The organism is Azovibrio restrictus DSM 23866 (genome assembly GCF_000429665.1).
In the GTDB taxonomy this organism is placed as follows: domain Bacteria; phylum Pseudomonadota; class Gammaproteobacteria; order Burkholderiales; family Rhodocyclaceae; genus Azovibrio; species Azovibrio restrictus.
This window is the reverse complement of the sequence record NZ_AUCH01000028.1, coordinates 1-19698: the sequence shown is the minus strand read 5'-3', so window position 1 is coordinate 19698 and position 19698 is coordinate 1. Positions and strand designations below refer to the sequence as shown.

Annotated in this window: 17 protein-coding genes; 15 read left to right on the top strand and 2 right to left on the bottom strand. The window is 67.6% G+C overall.

All coding sequences use genetic code 11. The features are described from left to right. Positions 1-342 (top strand): chemotaxis protein CheW (locus tag G474_RS0117350; protein ID WP_026688068.1); only part of this gene is annotated, 342 nt, incomplete at its 5' end. A 7-nt stretch (positions 343-349) separates the two neighbouring features. Here the strand turns inward: G474_RS0117350 and bluB are convergent. Together bluB and G474_RS21450 are read right to left on the bottom strand one after the other, a co-directional pair. Beyond that, positions 350-1075 (bottom strand): 5,6-dimethylbenzimidazole synthase, encoded by a 726-nt coding sequence (gene bluB / locus G474_RS0117345; protein WP_245589394.1) that lies wholly within the window; start codon positions 1073-1075, stop codon positions 350-352. A 30-nt stretch (positions 1076-1105) separates the two neighbouring features. After that, the gene (locus G474_RS21450; RefSeq protein WP_043465107.1) at positions 1106-1624 is read right to left on the bottom strand and encodes a hypothetical protein; all 519 of its coding nucleotides are present in this window, start codon (positions 1622-1624) and stop codon (positions 1106-1108) included. A gap of 158 nt (positions 1625-1782) precedes the next feature. On the opposite strand from G474_RS21450, the gene G474_RS0117335 reads away from it, so the two are divergent. The 14 genes from G474_RS0117335 to G474_RS0117270 form a co-directional block, all read left to right on the top strand. Continuing rightward, the gene (locus G474_RS0117335) at positions 1783-2796 is read left to right on the top strand and encodes a class 1 fructose-bisphosphatase (protein ID WP_026688066.1); all 1014 of its coding nucleotides are present in this window, start codon (positions 1783-1785) and stop codon (positions 2794-2796) included. Between the two features lie 16 nt (positions 2797-2812). Continuing rightward, on the top strand, positions 2813-3688 hold the full coding sequence (locus G474_RS0117330) for a phosphoribulokinase (protein WP_026688065.1): 876 nt from the start codon (positions 2813-2815) through the stop codon (positions 3686-3688). Positions 3689-3782: 94 nt separating this feature from the next. Beyond that, positions 3783-5165, top strand: coding sequence for a hypothetical protein (locus G474_RS0117325; protein WP_026688064.1), 1383 nt, complete (start codon positions 3783-3785; stop codon positions 5163-5165). Positions 5166-5379: 214 nt separating this feature from the next. Beyond that, positions 5380-7191, top strand: a complete 1812-nt coding sequence (locus G474_RS24505; protein WP_026688063.1) for a PAS domain S-box protein — start codon at positions 5380-5382, stop codon at positions 7189-7191. Next, positions 7188-8465, top strand: coding sequence for a response regulator c-di-GMP phosphodiesterase, NosR family (nosR, locus tag G474_RS21440; protein WP_043465103.1), 1278 nt, complete (start codon positions 7188-7190; stop codon positions 8463-8465). The genes G474_RS24505 and nosR overlap by 4 nt, the downstream gene beginning before the upstream one ends. 39 nt (positions 8466-8504) lie before the next feature. Then, the gene (locus G474_RS0117310) at positions 8505-9638 is read left to right on the top strand and encodes an FIST signal transduction protein (RefSeq protein WP_211228143.1); all 1134 of its coding nucleotides are present in this window, start codon (positions 8505-8507) and stop codon (positions 9636-9638) included. A gap of 9 nt (positions 9639-9647) precedes the next feature. Next, positions 9648-10736 (top strand): ATP-binding protein, encoded by a 1089-nt coding sequence (locus tag G474_RS0117305; protein WP_026688061.1) that lies wholly within the window; start codon positions 9648-9650, stop codon positions 10734-10736. 31 nt (positions 10737-10767) lie between these two features. Then, complete coding sequence (locus tag G474_RS0117300) at positions 10768-11358, top strand: response regulator (protein WP_026688060.1); 591 nt, start codon at positions 10768-10770, stop codon at positions 11356-11358. Positions 11359-11398: 40 nt separating this feature from the next. Further along, positions 11399-12850, top strand: a complete 1452-nt coding sequence (locus G474_RS22935) for a bacteriohemerythrin (protein ID WP_043465101.1) — start codon at positions 11399-11401, stop codon at positions 12848-12850. A gap of 57 nt (positions 12851-12907) precedes the next feature. Beyond that, a complete protein-coding gene (locus tag G474_RS0117290) occupies positions 12908-14377 on the top strand; it encodes a cyclic di-GMP phosphodiesterase (RefSeq protein WP_026688059.1) in 1470 nt (489 codons plus the stop codon). Further along, positions 14374-16050 (top strand): ATP-binding protein, encoded by a 1677-nt coding sequence (locus G474_RS21430; protein WP_043465098.1) that lies wholly within the window; start codon positions 14374-14376, stop codon positions 16048-16050. Before G474_RS0117290 ends, G474_RS21430 begins: the two co-directional genes overlap by 4 nt. A 108-nt stretch (positions 16051-16158) precedes the next feature. Next, positions 16159-16422, top strand: coding sequence for a PAAR domain-containing protein (locus G474_RS0117280; RefSeq protein ID WP_026688058.1), 264 nt, complete (start codon positions 16159-16161; stop codon positions 16420-16422). A gap of 17 nt (positions 16423-16439) precedes the next feature. Then, positions 16440-17915, top strand: coding sequence for a hypothetical protein (locus G474_RS0117275; RefSeq protein WP_026688057.1), 1476 nt, complete (start codon positions 16440-16442; stop codon positions 17913-17915). 91 nt (positions 17916-18006) lie between these two features. Next, positions 18007-19698 (top strand): type VI secretion system Vgr family protein (locus tag G474_RS0117270; protein WP_026688056.1); only part of this gene is annotated, 1692 nt, incomplete at its 3' end.

Here is a 19698-nt window from a genome sequence, read left to right as displayed (position 1 = left end):
GGGGTGATCAACCTGCGCGGGGCGGTGGTGCCGGTGGTGGATCTGGCAGTGCGCTTCGAGCGTCAGCCCCGGGAGACCACCAAGCGGACCTGCATCGTGATCATCGAGGTGGACACGCCCAAGGGGCGGCAGGACATGGGGATCGTGGTGGATTCGGTGTCGGAGGTGCTGGAGATTCCGGCGGCCGACATCGAGCAGGCGCCGGAATTCGGCTCCCGCATTCGCAACGACTTCATTGCCGGCATGGGCAAGGTGGAAGGACGGTTTGTGGTGCTGCTCAACGTGGACCGCATCCTCTCCCTGGAAGAGGTGGCCGTGCTGGGCAGTCTGGGCCAGCACTGAAACCGCTTCAGTAAGCCGGCGGGGTCGGTGTCGCGTCCTCGGGCCAGCGGTTCTCGAACAGCCACTGGTCCCGGGGCAGGCGCTGGCCCCAGCCCAGCTGTTCCAGCAGGGGTTGCTCCGGGAAGGATTCCGCCTGGCCCAGGCAGAGAATGGCGATGGGCCGGGCGCCCGGGGGCATGGCCAGCAGGGCTGCCAGGGCTTCCGGATCGAAGAAGGATACCCAGCCTACCCCCACGCCCTCGGCCCGGGCCGCCAGCCAGAGGTTCTGGATGGCGCAGGCCGCCGAGGCCAGATCCATTTCCGGCAGGGTGCGGCGGCCGAAGATGTGGGATTCCCGGCCGTCCATCAGGGCCACCACCAGCAGTTCCGCGCATTCCCGCAGGCCTTCCACCTTGAGCTTGAGGAACTCCTGCTGCCGGCTGGGCAGGTGGGCGGCGGTGTTCTGGCGTTCCGCCTCCACCAGGGCGTGCATTTCCCGGCGCAGGGCCGGGTCGGTGATGTGCAGGAAGCGCCAGGGCTGCATGTAGCCCACCGAAGGGCCTGCGTGGGCCGCGTCCAGGAGCCGGTCCAGGGCGCAGGGGGGCAGGGGGCCGGGGCGGAAGTGGCGCACGTCGCGGCGCTCGAAGATGGCCCGGTAGATGGCGGCGATCTCGGGCTCCGGGTAGCGGTGGGGGTTGCTGGGGTCGCGTTCGGGTTCGGCCATGATGGCAGGTGGGGGCCAGGGAGGCGCCATCTTACCCTCCGCTGGCGGTGGCGGCGAGGTTCAGCGGCTGCAGAAGTCCCGGAACCGGTTGAAGGGCAGGGCCAGGGTCTCGGTCTGGGACATGGTGCTGCGCACGGTCTGGCGGCTGCGGTCGAAGAGCACGTAGAAGCGGGCCGGTTCGGCCCAGTCGTCGCAGTAGCGCCATTCCCACACCAGCTCGTCCCGGGCTTCGTAATAAGTGGTCCAGGCCGGCACCGAGGGGCCCAGGATGCGCAGCACCTGCTCCGGCGTCATGCCCGGCCGGATGCGGGCGAAGTGCCGGGGTTCCAGGGCGTTTTCCAGGCGCAGCAGGCGGTAGTCGGGGGCCAGGTACACCATCCAGGTGTGGTAGCCCATGGGGCCGGTGGGATAGACCCACTGCTGGTGCCCGTCGGGCTCCTCCCAGCGCATGGCCGGCTGGCCCATGCGCCGGCTCACGTCGGCGGCGACGGAAATGCCGGGTTTGAGGCTGCGCCCGTCGAGCTGGGCGCAGGCGGACAGGAGCAGGGCTGAGAGCAGCAGCAACAGGCGGAGTCCCATGGGCGTATTCCGTTGGCGTGGAGGATGGGGATTCTTGCACTGCCGGGGGCGGGCCACAAGTACGGCCTGGTGTGGACAGAGGGGGCTGCAAGGCTTTCCGGGCCGGAAACTGGGGGTAAAATGCCGTCGATCTGCCCTCGGGCCCTTCCGGAGTTTCCATGAGCCGCACCACCCTGTCCCGCTACCTGATTGAAAAACAACGCGAAAAGAACCTGCTCCCCGCCGACCTGCGGCTCCTCATCGAGGTGGTGGCCCGGGCCTGCAAGCACATCGCCGTGACCATAGGCAAGGGCGGGCTGGGGGATGCCCTGGGAGAGGCGGGCAGCGAGAATGTCCAGGGCGAGGCCCAGAAGAAGCTGGACGTGATCTCCAACGACATCCTCCTGGATGCCAATGAATGGGGCGGCCATCTGGCCGCCATGGCCTCCGAGGAAATGGACCTGCCCCGGCTGATTCCCAACCGCTATCCCCACGGGGAATACCTGCTGATGTTCGATCCCCTGGACGGGTCCTCCAACATCGACGTGAATGTTTCCATCGGCACCATCTTCTCGGTGCTGAAGTGTCCCGAAGGCGCCGACCTGTCTTCCGAAACGGCAGCCGAAGCTGCCTTCCTGCAGCCGGGCACGGCCCAGGTGGCGGCCGGCTACGCCATCTACGGACCCACCACCCTGCTGGTGCTGACCGTGGGCGACGGGGTGGCGTCCTTCACCCTGGACCGGGAGATCGGCTCCTTCGTGCTCACCCAGGAAAACATCCAGATTCCCGAGGACACCAAGGAATTCGCCATCAACATGTCCAACCAGCGCCACTGGGAGCCGCCGGTCCAGCGTTACGTGGCCGAGCTGCTGCAGGGCAAGGAAGGCCCCCGGGGCAAGGATTTCAACATGCGCTGGGTGGCTTCCATGGTGGCCGACGTGCACCGCATCCTGACCCGGGGCGGCATCTTCATGTATCCCCTGGACGCCAAGACCCGGGACAAGGGCGGCAAGCTGCGCCTGATGTACGAAGCCAACCCCATGGCCTGGCTGGTGGAGCAGGCCGGCGGCGCCGCCAGTACCGGACGCCAGCGCATCCTCGACCTGCAACCGGAAAAGCTGCACCAGCGGGTGCCGGTGATCCTGGGCTCCAGGAACGAGGTGGCGGTGGTCGTCGCCTATCACGCCAGCTGACCGGAAGGAAGCCAGCATGTCCGCCAAGCATCCCATCGTGGCCGTCACCGGTTCTTCCGGCGCCGGCACCAGCACCGTGCGCAAGGTTTTCGAATCCCTGTTCCGGCGCGAGGGGGTGCATGCGGCCATCGTCGAAGGGGACAGCCTGCACCGCTACGAGCGGGCCGAGCTGCGCGCCCTGAACAACGCCCGGGAAGCCCGGGGCGAGCCGCGCCTGTCCCTGTTCGGGCCGGAAACCAACCTGTTCGGGGAGCTGGAAACCCTGTTCAGCACCTACAGCGAAACCGGCCTGGGCCGGCGGCGGCGCTACCTGCACGACAAGGAGGAGGCGGCGCCCTTCGGCCAGGAGCCGGGCACCTTCACCCCCTGGGAAGACCTGCCCCTGCAGACCGACCTGCTGTTTTACGAAGGTCTGCACGGCGCGGTGCGCACCCAGCAGGTGGACGTGGCCCGCTATCCGGACGTGCTGATCGGCGTGGTGCCGGTGATCAACCTGGAGTGGATCCAGAAGATCCACCGGGACACCAACATGCGCGGCTATTCCCGGGAGGCGGTGATGCGCACCATCCTGTCGCGCATGCCCGACTACGTGCATTACATCGTGCCCCAGTTCGAGCTGACCCACATCAACTTCCAGCGGGTGCCGGTGGTGGACACCTCCAACCCCTTCATCGCCCGGGACATTCCCACCGCCAGCGAATCCATGGTGGTGATCCGCTTTGCCGATCCCCGGGGGGTGGATTTCCCCTACCTGCTCTCCATGATCAAGGATGCCTTCATGACCCGGGCCAACACCATCGTCATCCCCGGCGACCGGCAGGACCTGGCCATGCAGCTCATCCTCACCCCGCTCATCTGGCGCCTCATGGCCCGTCGGCACGGGGCCGACTGAAACCCTTCCCTCCCTGGCCCGGGCCGCCTCCGGGAACTTGGCCTGCAATCCGCCCTGGATTATGCTTTCGGTCTTTTCCGGCCCGGGCCCGTGCATGAGCATCGAGATCCTCTCCTACCTGACCGGCTTGCTGCTGCTGCTCTGGTTCGCCCCCCCGCTCCTGTTCCTGGCTGTTTTCCTGGCCCTCTGCCTGGTGCTTTCCAACTGGCAGGACGCGGCGCCGGAGCCGGCCCTCGTGAGCCTGCTGCAGCGCCAGGTGATCGAACCGGCCCGGGAGCAGAACGGCTACTTCGCCTGGGTCGGGGTGATGGGGCCCGCCGACCAGGAGCCCCTGGCCTGGGGCCAGCGCTGGTACCTGGAGGCCCGCCGCCTGGATGTCGGGGCTGGCCCGGCGGACACCGCTGCCGCACACCCCATGGACCGGGAGCTGCGCCAGGGGACGGATAGCGCGGCGCAGATCCCCTGCGCCAGCCAGCCCGGGCGCTGCCTGGAACTGACCCGCAAGGACCCGGCCCAGGCCCGGGCCATCCTGGAGCGTGGGGCCCTGACCCTGGCCCGGGGGGAGGTGGCGCTGGCCCTGGACTATTACCAGGAACCCCGCTGGGCCGGCATGTCCCTGGAGCGCTTCCACTACTTCAGGCAGCCGTCCCAATGGTCCGGCCTGAGCGGCACCCGCTTCGCCCTGGCCGTGGCCGAGGGGCGTGACCGGGAGGCCCTGGCCCAGCTGGCCCGGGAAATGGATTTCTACCGGCGCCAGCTGGCGGGCTCCGTCACCCTGGTCAGCAAGATGGTGGCCCTGGCCTGGATGGAGCGCAGCTACCAGTTCCTCAACCAGTACCTGCGCCAGGCCCCCGACGGCGCCCGGAAGCACCGGGCCCTGCTGCTGCAGATGCTGGCTCCCCTGCCCGAAGCCGCCGTGGACATGCGCACGGTCCTGGAAACCGAGTTCCTGATGCTGCGCAACGGGCTGATGAGCCTGAACCCGGGCCGGGAGCTCCAGCTCCCCCAGGGACAGCTCCTGGAGCGGCTGCATTTCTTCTACCTGCCCCAGGCCACGGTGAATAGCCATTTCCGCCAGACGCAGGTCCTCCTGGCCCTGGAAAACAGCCGCGGGGCCGATTACATCCACCGGGCCGCCCGGCTCGGGCAGCAGCACGAGCCGGGTCTGGAGCCGGACTGGTTCCTGCCGCGCAACCTGGTCGGCCGCATCCTGCTGCAGGTGGGCCAGCCCAACTGGAGCAGCTACTTCCTGCGCCGGGACGACCTGCTGGTCTGGCGTCAGGTGGTGGCCCTGCAGCTGGACATGCTGGAATCCGGCCTGGGGGTTGCGGAAGTGGTGGATCAGGCCCTGCTGGAAGGGCGCCTGGCCCACCCCTTCAGCGGCCAGTCCCCGGACTGGAATCTCAAGTCCCGGCACCTGGTGTACGGGGCCCGGCCCGAGCGCCGGGAGGGCATGGCCCTGGAGATCCGGCTGTAGCAGCCAGGAGCCGGGGAGCGGAGGGGACTGGTAGTTTCCCCAGGTCGCCACCCAGGGATCGCCCGGGTGCGGGGGGCGGGATTTTGCGCCACACTGTCAGCCTGGGAATTGCCCCGAGCGGCCCCGGTTGCATCTGCAAGCGCACCCCCTGTCCTGGACGCAGTCCGGCTCCTGCCGGAACTGCTCCCCGGGGCCCATTGCGAGGAAACCTGCCATGACCTCCTGGCCTGATCCACAACTGAGCGACTCCATGTCCATGCTGCTGGGCCGTCTGGCGGATACCGCCCTGGCCCGCCATTTCCAGGTCACGGTCAGCGACGCCCAGGGGCGCATCCTCTATGCCAATCCCAGCTTCTGCCAGGCCGTGGGCTACAGCCTCAACGAGCTGGTGGGGCAGAACTACAGCCTGCTCAACTCCGGTCTTCATCCCCAGGGCTTTTTCGCCGGGATGTGGCAGGCCATCCGCGCCGGGGGCGACTGGCACGGGGAGGTGGCCAACCGCTGCAAGGACGGCCGCGTGGTGTGGATGGAGCTCACCATCTTTCCCCTCGCCGGAGTCCAGGGCCAGGGGCCCTGCTACGTGGGGGTGAGTTCGGACATCACCCGGCTGGTGGAGATGGAGGGGGTGCTGGGGCAGATCCTGCAGGGGGACCCGGTGCCCACCTTCGTCATCGATGCCCGGCATGTGGTGACCCACTGGAACCGGGCCCTGGAGGTGGTGACCGGCGTCGGTGCCGGACAGGTGGTGGGCGGCAGCCAGCCCGGTCTGGCCTTCTACGGGGAACAGCGTCCGGTGCTGGCGGACCTGATCGTCGATGGCCGCCTGGAGGGGCTGGATTCCTACTACCAGGGCAAGTACCGGCGCAGCGCGGTGATTCCCGATGCCTACGAAGCCGAGGGTTTCTTTCCCCAGTTCGGGGACTCGGGACGCTGGCTGGCCTTCACCGCCGCGCCCCTGCGGGATGCCGAGGGGCGCATCATCGGCGCCATCGAAACCCTCCAGGACGTCAGCGAAAGGAAGCAGGCGGAAGAATTCCTGCGCCAGTCCCAGGCCGACCTGGAAATCCTGGTGCAGCGGCGCACGGCCCAGCTGGCCCAGGCCAAGGCGGAGCTGGAGGCGGATATCCGCCAGCGTCAGGCCTCCGAGGCGGAACTGCGCCAGCGCAACGGGGAGCTCACCGAGCTCAACCGGCGCCTGGAGGAGGCCCAGGAGCAGCTGGTCCAGTCGGAGAAACTGGCCTCCATCGGCCAGCTGGCGGCGGGGGTGGCCCACGAGATCAACAATCCCATCGGCTACGTGCACTCCAACCTGGGCACCCTGCAGGGTTATGTGAGCGACTTGTTCGAACTGCTGCAGGGCTACGAGGCGGCGCTGCTGGCCCTGCCGGAGGAGCATCCGGCCCGGCAGGCGGCCCTGGAGCTGAAAAAGCGCAAGGATCTGGAGTTCCTCCAGGAAGATTTGCCGGCCCTCATGGCAGAATCGGGGGAAGGCATTTCCAGGGTCCGCCAGATCGTTGCCGACCTGAAGGACTTCTCCCGGGTGGAGCCCAGCCAGGAGTGGCAGTGGGCCGATCTGCACCAGGGCCTGGAAAGCACCCTCAACATCGTCAATAACGAAATCAAGTACAAGGCGGATGTGGTGAAGGAATACGGAGACCTGCCGGAAATCGAATGCCTGCCTTCCCAGTTGAACCAGGTATTCATGAACCTGCTCGTCAATGCCGCCCATGCCATGGGCGCGGAGCGGGGCCGCATCACCCTGCGCACCGGCCGGGAGGATGGCAACCGGGTCTGGGTGGAAGTGCGCGACACGGGCAGCGGCATCAAGCCCGAGCATCTGGGGCGCATCTTCGATCCCTTCTTCACCACCAAGCCGGTGGGCCAGGGCACGGGCCTGGGGCTTTCCCTCTCCTACGGCATCATCCAGAAACACGGCGGCGACATCCAGGTCCACAGCCAGCCGGGGCAGGGCACCACCTTCCGCATCGTCCTGCCGGTACGCCAGACCCAGGAGGCACGTCCATGAGCACCCCCACCATCCTCTGCGTGGATGACGAGGCCAACATCCTCTCGGCCCTGAAGCGGCTGTTCCGTCCCACCGGCTACCGGCTGCTCACCGCCCCGGGCGGGGCCGAAGCCCTGGAGCTCCTGACGGCGGAGCAGGGGCAGGTGAACCTGGTCATCTCCGACATGCGCATGCCGAACATGGACGGGGCCCAGTTCCTGGCCCGGGTCCGCCAGGAGTGGCCCGGCATCGTGCGCGTCCTGCTCACCGGCTACGCCGACGTGGATTCCACCGTCGCGGCCATCAACGAAGGGCAGATCTACCGCTACATCTCCAAACCCTGGAACGAGCAGGAAGTGCTGCTCACGGTGCGGGAGGCCCTGGAGCGCCAGGCCCTGGAGCAGGAAAAAGCGCGCCTGGAGGCCCTGACCGCCCGCCAGAACGAGGAACTCAAGGCCCTGAACGCGGGCCTGGAGGAAAAGGTCCAGGCCCGCACCCAGGAGCTGCACCTGGCCCATGAGCGGCTGAAGAAGAGCTTCTTCACCTCCATCCAGGTGTTCGCCAACCTGATCGAACTGCGGGGCGGCCAGATGGCGGGCCACTCCCGCCGGGTGGCCGACCTGGCCCGCCGCATCGGCAACCAGATGAGTCTGGAGGGACGGGCCTGCAACGACATCTTCCTGGCCGGCCTGCTGCACGACGTGGGCAAGATCGGCCTGCCCGACCCCCTGCTGGGCAAGCCGGAGAACAAGATGAACGGGGAGGAACTGGGGGTGTTCCGCAAGCATCCGGCCAAAGGGGAGCAGGCCCTGATGGCCCTGGAGGAACTGCGTCCGGCGGCGCGGCTGATCCGCAGTCATCACGAACGCTTTGACGGGCATGGTTATCCCGATGGCCTGGCCGGCCTGGCCATTCCCCTGGGGGCCCGCATCCTGGCCCTGGCCAATGAATACGACGGCCTGCTCCAGGGCACCCTGAGCGGCAAGCGCCACAGTGAGGAAGAGGCCCGGCAGCTGATCTTCCAGGGCAAGAGCAAGCGCTACGACCCCGCCGTGGTGGATGCCTTCCTGGCCCTTTCCGGCGGTCTTCCCGAGGTGCAGAGCGAGAGCCTGGCCCTGGCCCCGGCCGACCTGAAGCCGGGCATGGTCCTGGCCCGGGACCTGATCAGCCGTGACGGGGTGCTGTTGCTGGCCACCGATTACGTGCTCGAGGAAAACTTGATCCGTCAGATTCAGGATTACGAACGCAGTGAAGGCAGCCGCCTGGTGCTGCACGTGCGCCCGGCCAAAAACTGAAGGAGGACCCCCGGCAGCGGGGCATTGTCCAGGGAGGAGATGATGCAGAGCGAACAACTGATCTGGAGCGAAGAGGGCTGGCAGGCCGTGCACGGCCAGCTGCAGCAGCCGGCGGGTCTGGTGCTGCTGTTTGCCGCCCGGGAGCGGCTCACCCCGGCCTGCCTGGAGCAGGTGGCGGCCCGCTATCCCGGGGCCCTGCTGCTGGGCTGTTCCACGGCCGGAGAGATTTGCGATACCCGGGTGCTGGACGGAACGGTGCTGGTGACTGCCGTGCACTTTGCCGCCACCTCCCTGGAGCTGGTGAGCGAGACCCTGGCGGCGGCCGGCGACAGCACGGCCATGGGGCGCAGCCTGGCGGCCCGCCTGCCCCAGGCCGGGCTGCGCCATGTGCTGGTGCTGTCCGACGGCCTGGAAGTCAATGGCACCGAGCTGGTGGCCGGGCTGCGCCAGGGCCTGCCCAGCGGCATGGGCATCACCGGTGGTCTGGCCGGTGACGATACCGCCTTCGGGGAGACCCGGGTGGTATGCGGCCGGCACGCAGCCCGCGGTCTGGCGGCGGCCCTGGGCTTCTACGGGGAGCGTCTGCGGATCGGACACGGCTGCCTGGGGGGCTGGGATACCTTCGGGCCCCAGCGCCTGATCACCCGTTCGGCCGGCAACGTCCTGTACGAACTGGATGGCCAGCCGGCCCTGGCCCTCTACAAGCGCTACCTGGGCGAACATGCGGCGGGCCTGCCCTTTTCCGGCCTGCATTTTCCCCTGGCCCTGTCGGGCCCCGACGGCAAGGGCGGGCTGGTGCGCACGGTGCAGGCCATCGATGAGGCCGAGGGCAGCATGACTTTTGCCGGCGCCGTGCCCGAGGGCTCCTACGCCCGGCTCATGAAGGCCAACCTGGAGCGGCTCATCGACGGCGCTGCCGGTGCCGCCCGCCAGAGCTGTTCCGGGCTGGAAGGCGGAAGCGCCCAGCTGGCCCTGCTGATTTCCTGCGTCGGGCGGCGCCTGGTGCTGGAACAGCGGGTGGAGGAGGAGCTGGAGAGCGTGCGCGACCTGCTCGGCCCCCAGGCCCGGCTGTGCGGCTTCTATTCCTACGGGGAGATTTCCCCCTACCTGCCCACGGCCCGCTGCGAGCTGCATAATCAGACCATGACCATCACCACCTTTTCCGAGTCCTGAGGTCCGGCCATGCATCCCCTGTTGTCGCGCCAGATCCGTCGCCACCTGGGCGACATGCAGCCCCTGCCGGAGGCCTGGCAGGGCTTTTTCGAAGCGGTCAGCGATGCCTACAGCCACGGGGACCAGGACCGCAACCTGATCGAGCATGCCCTGGAGGAAATGTCCCAGGAGCTCACCGCCCGTAACGAGGAGCTGCGCCGCCAGCTGGAAGAGCGCTGCTGCACCGAACTGGCCCTGCAGCGGGAGAAGCGGGAACAGGCGGCCCTGATCGAGAAGCTGGCCACCACCCAGGAGCAGCTGCTGCAGTCGGAAAAGCTGGCCTCCATCGGCCAGCTGGCAGCCGGGGTGGCCCATGAGATCAACAATCCCGTCGGCTATGTGCATGCCAACCTGGGGACCCTGGAAAAATACCTGGTCGACCTGTTCGCCATTCTCGACGGGGACGCGGCGGCGGTGGCGGAACTGCCCGACGGGCACCCGGTCCGGATGCGCCTGGCGGCCGAGCGTCAGGCCCGGGAGCTGGACTACCTGCGCCAGGACGTGCCGGACCTGCTGCGGGAGTCCCGGGAGGGGCTGGCGCGGGTGCGCAAGATCGTCCAGGACCTGCGCGAATTCTCCCACCCGGACGAGGGGCTCATGGCCTGGGCCGACCTGCACCAGGGCCTCGATTCCACCCTCAACATCGTGTACAACGAGCTCAAGTACAAGGCCGAGGTGGTGAAGGACTACGGGGAGCTGCCGCCGGTCCAGTGCAATCTGTCCCAGCTCAACCAGGTGTTCATGAACCTGCTGGTGAATGCCGCCCACGCCATCAAGGATCGGGGCACCATCACCCTTCACACCGGGGTCCGGGCCCCGGGCCAGGTGTTTGTGGAAATCCGGGATACCGGCTGCGGCATCCCGCCGGAGATCCAGAAGCGCATTTTCGACCCTTTTTTCACCACCAAACCCGTGGGCAAGGGCACCGGTCTGGGGCTTTCCCTGTCCTACGGCATTGTCCAGCGCCATCACGGTGTCATAGAATTGGAGAGCCACCCGGGCCAGGGCAGCACCTTCCGGGTCTGCCTGCCCGTGGCCCAGCCCGAGCCGACGCCATGAGCGCCCCCCACGCCTTGCCAGGAAACCCACCATGAGCCACCGCATACTTCTCGTCGATGACGAACCCGGCATCCTCAAGGCCTTGAAACGCCTCTTGCTGCTGACCCCCTGTACCTGCAACGGGCAAACCTTCAAGCTCCAGGTGGATACCTTCACCCATCCGGAGGACGCCCTGGAAGTGGTACGCCACGTGCCCTACGAGCTGGTGGTGTCCGACTACCGGATGCCGGGCATGGACGGGGTGCAGTTCCTCAAGTCCGTGCGGGAGCTGCAGCCCCGGACCGTGCGCTTCATCCTGTCCGGCTACGCCGACCTGGGGGGCTTGATCAATGCCATCAACGAGGCCCAGATCAGCCGCTTCATCGCCAAGCCCTGGAACGATTACGAGCTGGTGGCGGCCATCGGCCAGGGCCTGGCTTTCCGGGCCCTGCAGCTGGAAACCGAGCAGCTGGCCGACCAGAAACGCCTGGAGCAGCGCATCCTCAGCGACGAGGAGGTGGCGCGCAAGCTGCTCGAATCCCAGGAGCCCGGCATCACCCGGGTGGACTGGGGCCCGGACGGTTCGGTGATCCTGGACCCGGAACTCCAGGCGGAGTTCGAGCGTCTGCATCCAGAGGCCTGAGGCCCTGCAGCGGCCCCCGGCCTGCGAGGAGAAAGACACGATGCTAGAAACCTTCAAGTGGGACCAACGCTACGAAACCGGCATTGCCATCGTGGACAGCCAGCATCGGCACCTGGTGGATCTGCTCAACAGCCTGGTGGAGGTGGTGACCGAACAGCGCCACGCGGAACCCGAGGATGTAATCGCCCTGCTCGACGGCCTGGCCGCCTACGCGGTGGTGCACTTTGCCGACGAGGAGCGGCTGATGCGGGAATCCGGCTGCGATCCCCGCCACATGGAAGTCCATGAGCGCCAGCACGGGGCCTTCGGGGAGCAGGTACGGCTGGCCCGGAGCGAATACCTGGCTGCGCACCAGTCCCGGGAAATCCTGGAACTGCTGGTGCGCTTCGTCACCAGCTGGCTGTCCTTCCACATTCTGGGTTCTGACAAGGACATGGCCGGCCAGATTGCCCGGATCAACCAGGGACTGCCGGCGGAACGGCGTACCAGCCGGGACTACGAGGTGGAAGAGGCGCCCACCCGGATCCTGCTGGAGGCCATGGAGCATCTCTACGACCTGATGGCCCAGCGCAACCTGGCTCTGGTCAGGACCCGGGACGAGCTGGCGGCCCTGAACGCGCACCTGGAGCAGCGGGTGCAGGAACGTACCGCCGAACTGCAAAAGGCCCTGGCCGAGGTGGAGCGCACCCGGGAGCAGCTGCTGCAGTCGGAAAAGATGTCCGCCATCGGCCAGCTGGCGGCGGGAGTGGCCCACGAGATCAACAACCCGGTGGGCTTCGTCAGCTCCAACCTGGGCAGCCTGACCCAGTACGTGGGCCGGCTCCTGGACCTGGTGGACACCTACGAGGCCCAGGCCGGGGCCCTGCCCGAGGCGGCCCGCCAGGCCATCGCCGGCAAGCGCCAGGAGTTGGATTACGACTTCCTGCGGGAGGATGTGCGGGATCTGCTGCGGGAATCCGGCGAAGGGCTGGAGCGGGTCAGGAAGATCGTCCAGGACATGAAGGAGTTTTCCCATGTGGATCACGGGGATTGGCAGGAGGCGGACCTGAACGCGGTACTGGAATCCACCCTCAACGTGGTCTGGCACGAGGTCAAGTACAAGGCCCAGGTGGAACGCCGGCTGGACCCGGCGCTACCGCCGGTGCGCTGCCTGCCGGCCCAGATCAGCCAGGTGCTGATGAATCTCCTGGTCAACGGGGTGCAGGCCATCGAGACGCCGCCGGGCAAGTTGACCCTGAGCAGCCGGGCCACCCCGGCCGGGGTGGAGCTGACGGTGAGCGATTCCGGCCGGGGCATGGGGCCCGAGGTGTTGAAGCACCTGTTCGAGCCCTTCTTCACCACCAAGCCGGTGGGCAAGGGCACGGGCCTGGGGCTGTCCCTCTCCTACGAGATCGTCAAGCGTCACGGCGGGCAGATCCTGGTGCATAGCGAGCCGGGTCAGGGCTCCAGCTTCACCGTGCTGCTGCCCCTGGACCCGGAGCGGCCGGCCTAGCCGGGAGGGGATCATGGGCCCGCCGCGTCCATCCCGTCCGCCCCCGGGAGCCCGGTCATGAGCGATAGCGCCAGCGTCTCCATGGCCGAGCTCCGGGTCGGTCTGTACATCATCCTGGACCTGCCCTGGTTCCGGCATCCCTTCGCATTCAGCCACTTCAAGATCAAGTCCGAGGAACAGATCCGCATGATCCGGGAGCTGGGCCTGGAGCGGGTGCGCTACAACCCAGCCTTGAGCGACCCGCCGCCGGCAGTTCCCGGGGCGGGGGCACCCGAGTCCGGCAACGCGGTGGCAGCGGCGCCTCCTCAGGCTCATGGCGCTGCCGCTCCGGCCGCGGCCCCGCCGGTATTGCCTGTATTGCCGGAAGCGCCGCCCGAAGCGCCAGACCTCGTGACCGGTGCAGTGCCGCCCGGGGTTCAGCCGGCGCTGCCGTCCGAGCTGCCGCCCAGCCCGGCGGGGCCCGGGGCCGTCGCGCCGGAACCCGCCGTCAGTCCCTATATCGCCAAGGCCCTGGCCGCCAAGCAGGCGATGATGGAACGGATCCGGGTGCAGCGGGAGGCGGCGGCGCGCATCGAGAATGCCTTCGTGGACACGGCCCGGACCTTGCGCGAGGTGGAGAAGAACCTGTTTACCCGGCCCGCCGAAACCGTGCGCCAGGCCACCGAGCTGGTGACCCAGATCGCCGACTCCATCCTCTGTGCCCCGGAGCTGGCGATTCACGTCATGGGCGACAAGCTGGGAGGGGAGGAGCTCTATTTCCACTCCCTCAACGTCACCACCCTGGCCCTGATGGTGGCCCGGGACATCCACCTGCCCCAGGAGGCCGTGGGTGCCCTGGGCATGGGGGCCCTGTTCCATGACATCGGCCGCAAGGAGATTCCCAACCGCATCCTGATGAAGCAGGAGCCCCTGAGCCTGGCCGAGCAGCATCTGTACGAGATGCACTGCCAGTACGGCATGGAGATGGGGCAGCGGCTGCAGTTTTCTCCCGCCATCAACCGCATCATCCTCGAACACCATGAGCTGTTCGACGGCAGCGGCTATCCCCAGCAGTTGAAGGGGGAGGCCATCGGGCTCCTGTCCCGCATCGTCGCCTTGACCAACTATTACGACGTGCTGTGCAATCCGCCGCACATCGCCAATGCCCTGACCCCCCACGAGGCCCTGTCCATCATGTTCGCCAGGCTGAGGAGCAAGTTCGATCCGAAGCTGCTCCAGGTACTGGTGCGTTGCCTCGGGGTCTACCCGCCGGGCACCATCGTGCAGCTCTCCAACGGGGTGATCGGCATGGTGGCGACGGTGAACACCGCCAAGCCCATGAAACCCATGGTGGTGGTCTACGATGCCAGCATCCCCAAGGACGAGGCGATGCTGGTCAATATGGAACAGGAAACCGACCTGAACATCGCCAAGGCCATCCGCCCCGCCCAGGTGGCCACCGAGGTGTACAACTACCTGAGTCCCAGGAAACGGGTCAGCTACTACTTTGATGCCGGCCAGTCCGGCAAGGAGGCCGGGACCCCATGAGCCAGCTCGAACAGCTGATGCTGGACCAGGCCCCCTGCATGATGCTGCTGGTGGAGCCCGGGGAACTGCGCATCTTGCGGGCCAACCAGGTGGCCAGCCGGACCCTGGGCTATGCGCCGGAAGCTCTGCTGGGCATGTGCATTACCGAGATCGAGAGCGCCCTCCAGGACGTCTTCTACTGGGAGGAAGTGCGGGCCGGCCAGTGCCTGGAAATCGACAATCAGGAAAGTTTCTACCAGTGCGCCGATGCCACCCTGCTCACGGTGAGCAAGTCGGTGCGGCTCCTGGAGCACGAGGGAGGCCGCCTGCTCCTGGTGCTGGCCCGGGACGTGGGCCAGGAGCGCCAGGTGGAGGCGGCCCTGGAGCAGACCCTGTCCCAGCTGCGCGCCACCCTGGAATCCACCGGCAATGGCATCCTGGTGATCGACTGGCAGGGCCACATCGCCAGCCTCAACCGGCTGTTCAGCAGCATCTGGAACATCCCCGAGGCCCTGCTGCTGGCCCGGGATGACGGGGCCATCCTGGCCCGCATGGCGGAACAGGTGGAGGAAGCCGATATCTTCCGGGCCCGGCTCCAGGCCATCGTCGATGGCGGCGAGACCGAGGACGTGTTCCGGCTCCGGGATGGCCGGGTCCTGGAGTGCAAGTCCAGGCCTCAGTACCTGGGCGAGCACATCGTCGGCCGGGTGTTCGGCTTCAGCGACATCACCGAGCGCACCCTGGCCGAAGTGGCCCTGCGGGAATCTCGGGACAAGCTGGAGGAGCGGGTGCTGGAGCGCACCGCCGACCTGCAGGCCGCCAATGCCAGCCTGGAGGCGGAACGGGCCCGCCAGGCGGAGCTGATCCGGAAGCTGGAAGAGGCCCAGACCCAGCTGCTGCAGTCGGAGAAGATGGCTTCCATCGGCCAGCTGGCGGCGGGGGTGGCCCATGAGATCAACAACCCGGTGGGCTTCGTCATGTCCAACCTGGGCTCCCTGCAACGCTACGTCACCGACCTGCTGCGACTGCAGGCCGCCTACGAGGCCAGGGAAGCCAGCCTCTCCGAGCCCGAGCGCGAGGCGATCCGGGCCCTGAAGCAGGACATCGATGCCGACTACCTGCGCGAGGACATCGGCCAGCTGTTGACGGAAACCCTGGATGGTCTGCAGCGCATCAAGCAGATCGTCCTGGACCTGAAGGATTTTTCCCACGTAGACAGCGCCGAGCGGGTCTGGGCCAACCTGGAAACGGGACTGGACAGCACCCTCAACGTGGTCTGGAACGAACTCAAGTACAAGGCCCGGGTGGTCAAGGAATACGGCCGCATCCCGGAGATCGAATGCCTGCCCTCCCAGTTGAACCAGGTGTTCATGAACCTCCTGGTGAATGCCGCCCACGCCATCGAAAGCCAGGGCACGATCACCATCCGCACCGGCTACGACGAGGAGCGGGTGTGGGTGGAGGTGGAGGACACGGGCAAGGGCATCACCCCGGAACAGATGGGCCGCATCTTCGAACCCTTCTACACCACCAAGCCCGTAGGCAAGGGCACCGGCCTCGGCCTTTCCCTCTCCTACGGCATCGTGCACAAGCACGGGGGGCACATCGAGGTGAAAAGCGAGCCCGGCCAGGGCAGCACCTTCCGGGTGGTGCTGCCGCGTCAGTGGCAGGCGGGGGCCGGAAAAGAGGCTTGAACCCGGGGCTGCTGCGGTTGCCATGGTCTGCCTGCTCCGCTGCGTATTCCGGGGCGATGCTTATGGAATACAATCCGGGCTTTCCATCTGCCGCTTCAGGGTGCCGTCATGCGTTTTCTCATCCGTCTCGGGGATCCCACCGACCATGGGGGCGTGGTTGTCTCCGCTTCCCCGGCCACCCTGGTGGAAGGCAAGCCCGTGGCCCGCATCGGTGATCTGGTGGCCTGCCCGATTCCGGGGCATGGGGTCTGCAAGATCGTCACCGGCGATCCCTCCACCGTGGTGGACGGCAGCCCGGTAGCCCGGCAGGGAGACAAGACCGCCTGCGGCGCCACCTTGATTCCGACCCAGTTCAGTACGGCCGAACTCTGAACATCCCGGGGGCCTCCATGCTGCGCAGTACTTTCCGCTGGTTGTTCCTGTCCCTGTTCACCTTTTCGGTGGCCTGGGGCGCGGGGTTATACCGGCTGCGTTTCCATACCCCGTCCTATGGCGCGGGGGAGCTGGCCTTCTGGCTGCTGGGGCTGCCGGCGGCCTGCGTGGCCGGCTGTGTGGCCCTGGTATGGGGCTGGCGGCGCCATCTCAGTGCCCGGAAAGAAAAGCAGGAAGCCCAGGCCTCCCAGCAGCAGGCTGAGGCCCGGCAGGCGGCCCTGGCCCAGGCTCGTGCCGGGGAGCGCCGTTTTGACAGCCTGCTCCTGGTACAGGGGGAACTCCTGTTGCCAGCCCCGGCCTATGGGCTGGATTTTGCCGGGGCCCTGGCCCAGGCACTGCCCAGCCAGGAACTGGCGGAAGTGGACTACGAGGGCCTGCCCTACAAGCTGGCGGTCCGGCGCCATCGTGCCCTGATCCTGCCCGAGACGCTTGCCTGCCTGCACGGGCGCAGCCTCCGGGTCGCTGCCCAATGGGAAATCCTGCTGCTCCGCCTGCTGGAGCCCGAGGGCAGCGTCACCCGGCTGGGCCGGCAGGCCGCCGCATGGCAGGCCCGCCATCCTGCCGTGGATGCCCTGACCCCGTTCTGGGACCGGGAACAGCGTTCCAAGCCGCCAACCCTGCTGATCCGCTTGCTGGTCGACAGCAGCCTGATGGAGGACGCGGCACGGCTGGTGACCTATCTGGAATCCCGACTGCCCGGCCTGGGCTGGCCCGGGGCCCTGGAGACCCGCTTCGACATCCGGTCCGCCGATGGGGCCCAGGCCCTGGTTCTCATCGATGCCTTGATCGAAGCGACGCAACAGTTTCCTGATCAGGGCCTGGTGCTGCTGGCGGCTGCTTCCCAGTTCGACGAGGCCAGCTTGCGTCAGGCTTTGCGGCAGCATCAGCTGGGAGATCCGGTGCAATGGCAGTATCAGACCCGGTGTATTCCTTCCGAAGGTGGCTGTGCCCTGGTGTTCCTGCCGGCGCCCCTGGCGGCGGCCTGCGGTATTACTGCCAGCGCCAGAGTCCGGCGGCCGGTGGATGGGGGGCTGTCCCCCGGGGTTTCCCAATCCGAGCTGACTCTGCTGGAACAGGCCCGCTTGCGGGCCGCCCCTGATTTCGACAGCCGGGCTCCGGCAATCACCCGGATCTGGCTGGACGGGGATCTGCCTGAAGCCGCGCTACGGCGGGCGGCCCTGGTGCTGAACCAGCGGCAGCTGCCGGCAGCGGTGGAGGCTTTTCAGCCGCTGCCCGCCGAGGAGGCCGGGGTCCCACCGGATGAGCCGGAGCCGGAAATCTGCCCGGCAGGCCAGGTGTTCGGCCCCCTGGGGGCGGTCAATGCCCTGGGACTCCTGGCTGTTGCTGCCCGGCCGGGGGCCGGCTGTGAGCTGGTGATGGCCGGTGTGGCCGGGGCGCGGGTGGCCGTGGCCCTCATTCCGCCGGAGGGGTGAGCCACGCCCGGGAAATAATCAATGCTTTTGGCATTGCGGCGGCATTCATGCTTATGTACTATCCCGGCTTTCCGCCCGCCTTGCCCCGCCCATGTCTCTTGCCGCTTTCGCCAGTGCGTTCATGCAGTCCGACCGGCTGCTGGCACTTTCCCTGGCACCCGGGGCGGGCCTTCCCGACAACACCTTCCTGCCCCTGGAGCTGTACGGCCAGGAATCTCTCTCCGGTGCTTACACCTACGAGCTGGCCTGTCTTTCCTCCGATGCGCACCTGGAGCTCAAGCGCTGCATCGGCGTGCCGGCCCAGCTGGCGCTGCTGACCGACCAGGGACAGCAGCGCGCCATCTGCGGCCTCGTTACCCAGGCCCGCCATGAAGGCTCGGATGGGGGCTTTGCCCGTTATCGCCTGACCCTCCAGGACCCCTTTGCCGTGCTCGCCCGGCGCCGCAACAGCCGGGTGTTCCAGGACCTGAGCGTGAGGGAGTTCGTGGCCCGGATCCTGGGCGAGCACCGGGAAAAGAACCCGGTGCTGGCGGAGTGCTTCGACCTGGATGACCGCTGCATCGGCCAGCACCCATCCCAGTCCTGGGTCACCCAGTACAACGAATCCGACACCCATTTCATCCAGCGCTGGCTGACCCAGGAGGGCATAGGCTGGTACTTCCGCCATGGGGAGGACTGGTGTCCCGGCCAACAGCCCCGGATCACCCTGGTGCTGTTCGACGACCCGGCCGCTTTTGCCCCCTGCAGCGCCGCCCGGGTCCGCTTCCATCGGGCGGATGGTACCGAGGCGGAGGACAGCATCACCCACTGGGGCGGCAGCCGGCAGCTGGCCACCGGGTCTGTGGAGCGGGCCAGCCACGAATACAAGAGAGTGCTGGTGGAGTGTCAGGAAAAGTCGGTGGATGTCAGCCAGGGCAGCTACGGCGGACGCCTGGCCAGCACCCTGGAGGACTACCACTACGACACCAGCCATGCCGCCAACGACGAGCAGGACTATGCCCGCTATGGGCGGCTCCGGGCTCAGGCCCATGCCCTGGCGAGCAAGACCTTCACCGGTCAGGGCAGTCAGCGGGCCCTGGCGGTAGGGCAGACCTTCGAGCTGGCGGGGCATCCGGTACACGATCAGGACGGGGCCGAGGCCCGGCGTTTTGCCCTGATCCAGGTGGAGTGCTATGCCCGCAACAACCTGCCGGGGGAATGGCCTGCGCCCCTGCGGGCGCTATGTACCCCGGCCCTGGCCGGCGCCTTCGCCGGGATCGACGCAGGCCTGGATGAGCCGGTGTTCCGCAACCGCTTCAGCTGTGTGCGCAAGGGCATTCCCCTGGTGCCGGCTTTCAGCGGCACCGCCCACGCCAAGCCGGTGGCGCCGAGCCTGCTGATCGGGATCGTGGTGGGGCCGGAGGGGGAGGAGATTCACACCGACGAGCTGGGGCGGATCAAGGTGCGCATGCCCTTCACCCGCCAGGCCGACCATGCCCACGCCCAGGGCGCCGGGGCCACCGACTCGGACCGGGATTCCCAGTGGATCCGCGTCGTCCAGCCCTGGTCCGGCACCGAATACGGCGGCCTCTTCATTCCCCGGGTCGGCGACGAGGTGATCATCTCCTACGTGGGCGGCGACATCGACCGCCCCATCGTCACCGGCACCGTCTATAACGGCACCCATCGTCCTGCCACCGCCAGCCACGCCGGCAACCTGCCCGGCAACCGCAAGCTCGCCGCCCTCAAGAGCAAGATGTACAAGGGCAACGGCGCCAACGAACTGCTCTGGGACGACACCACC

Coding starts and splice junctions, on each gene's coding strand:
- bluB (WP_245589394.1), bottom strand. CDS start 1,075: ATGGCGCCTCCCTGGCCCCCACCTGCCATCATGGCCGAACCCGAACGC.
- G474_RS21450 (WP_043465107.1), bottom strand. CDS start 1,624: ATGGGACTCCGCCTGTTGCTGCTGCTCTCAGCCCTGCTCCTGTCCGCC.
- G474_RS0117335 (WP_026688066.1), top strand. CDS start 1,783: ATGAGCCGCACCACCCTGTCCCGCTACCTGATTGAAAAACAACGCGAA.
- G474_RS0117330 (WP_026688065.1), top strand. CDS start 2,813: ATGTCCGCCAAGCATCCCATCGTGGCCGTCACCGGTTCTTCCGGCGCC.
- G474_RS0117325 (WP_026688064.1), top strand. CDS start 3,783: ATGAGCATCGAGATCCTCTCCTACCTGACCGGCTTGCTGCTGCTGCTC.
- G474_RS24505 (WP_026688063.1), top strand. CDS start 5,380: ATGACCTCCTGGCCTGATCCACAACTGAGCGACTCCATGTCCATGCTG.
- nosR (WP_043465103.1), top strand. CDS start 7,188: ATGAGCACCCCCACCATCCTCTGCGTGGATGACGAGGCCAACATCCTC.
- G474_RS0117310 (WP_211228143.1), top strand. CDS start 8,505: ATGATGCAGAGCGAACAACTGATCTGGAGCGAAGAGGGCTGGCAGGCC.
- G474_RS0117305 (WP_026688061.1), top strand. CDS start 9,648: ATGCATCCCCTGTTGTCGCGCCAGATCCGTCGCCACCTGGGCGACATG.
- G474_RS0117300 (WP_026688060.1), top strand. CDS start 10,768: ATGAGCCACCGCATACTTCTCGTCGATGACGAACCCGGCATCCTCAAG.
- G474_RS22935 (WP_043465101.1), top strand. CDS start 11,399: ATGCTAGAAACCTTCAAGTGGGACCAACGCTACGAAACCGGCATTGCC.
- G474_RS0117290 (WP_026688059.1), top strand. CDS start 12,908: ATGAGCGATAGCGCCAGCGTCTCCATGGCCGAGCTCCGGGTCGGTCTG.
- G474_RS21430 (WP_043465098.1), top strand. CDS start 14,374: ATGAGCCAGCTCGAACAGCTGATGCTGGACCAGGCCCCCTGCATGATG.
- G474_RS0117280 (WP_026688058.1), top strand. CDS start 16,159: ATGCGTTTTCTCATCCGTCTCGGGGATCCCACCGACCATGGGGGCGTG.
- G474_RS0117275 (WP_026688057.1), top strand. CDS start 16,440: ATGCTGCGCAGTACTTTCCGCTGGTTGTTCCTGTCCCTGTTCACCTTT.